General features: G+C 60.8%; 1 protein-coding gene. It reads right to left on the bottom strand.

All coding sequences use genetic code 11. The features are described 5' to 3' along the window. The coding region (locus tag SB816_RS33755) for an autoinducer binding domain-containing protein (protein WP_410548471.1) at nt 1-250 on the bottom strand (250 nt) is incomplete at both ends.

Raw genomic sequence — 250 nt, 5'->3', positions numbered from 1 at the left:
CAGTTCGTTCAGCGACGCCTGTGACAGGGCATCGCGATCACCTGCGAAATTCATCAGATGGCGGTACCCGTTCATGCCGTTTACCGGCACCATGAGACCGGAGGTAATGCCGATGCTGCTGAGCGATGCCCCCGCCTCCATCAGCGTTTCGCAGGCAAGCTCCGCATCGTCGAGCGACCAATATTGCGGCATCATCGATGAGGCGCCGCGCTTGATGACCGGACAGTCGCCGAGCGCACCGTTCTTGGTC

Source organism: Achromobacter sp. SIMBA_011, assembly GCF_046535435.1.
GTDB lineage: Bacteria > Pseudomonadota > Gammaproteobacteria > Burkholderiales > Burkholderiaceae_B > Achromobacter > Achromobacter dolens.
Note: the sequence above shows the minus strand (reverse complement) of the source record. Positions and strands in the feature narration are given on the sequence as shown.